We start from the raw sequence: 355 nt of genomic DNA, 5'->3' as shown, positions 1-355 counted from the left end.
AAGGGCAATTAAATGAGTGTTCGAGCATGATCAACTATTTTCTTCCAGGGAAAGCTGCACCTCTTCCCAGTCTTTCATCAGCTTTTCAAGCTCCTTCTTTTTCTCCTGGTATTTGTTTAAAAAGTCTTTTTGAGCCACACTTTTTTCATAGTTCGTGGCCAGCTCAACATCTTTAGCTTTGATCTCTTTTTCAAGTTTTGAGATCTTACTTTCAATGTTGCTAAGTTTGTTATTTAAAGATTTAAGCTTCTTTTGGTTCTGGTAGGAATCTTTATTGCTTTCCTTTGGTGCCTGTTTTTCTACATCCCGCTTCTCCACCTGCCGCATATCGGCAAGTTTTCGCTGGTCCAGGTAA

The 355-nt window shown here is 39.2% G+C and carries 1 pseudogene; it reads right to left on the bottom strand.

Annotation, left to right across the window (positions count from 1 at the left end):
• Positions 1 to 30: 30 nt before the first annotated feature.
• Positions 31 to 355, bottom strand: a pseudogene (locus HC176_RS17870) (ABC transporter ATP-binding protein); the annotation flags it as partial.

The organism is Tamlana crocina (assembly GCF_012037625.1).
This window is presented reverse-complemented; position numbering and strand designations above follow the sequence as displayed.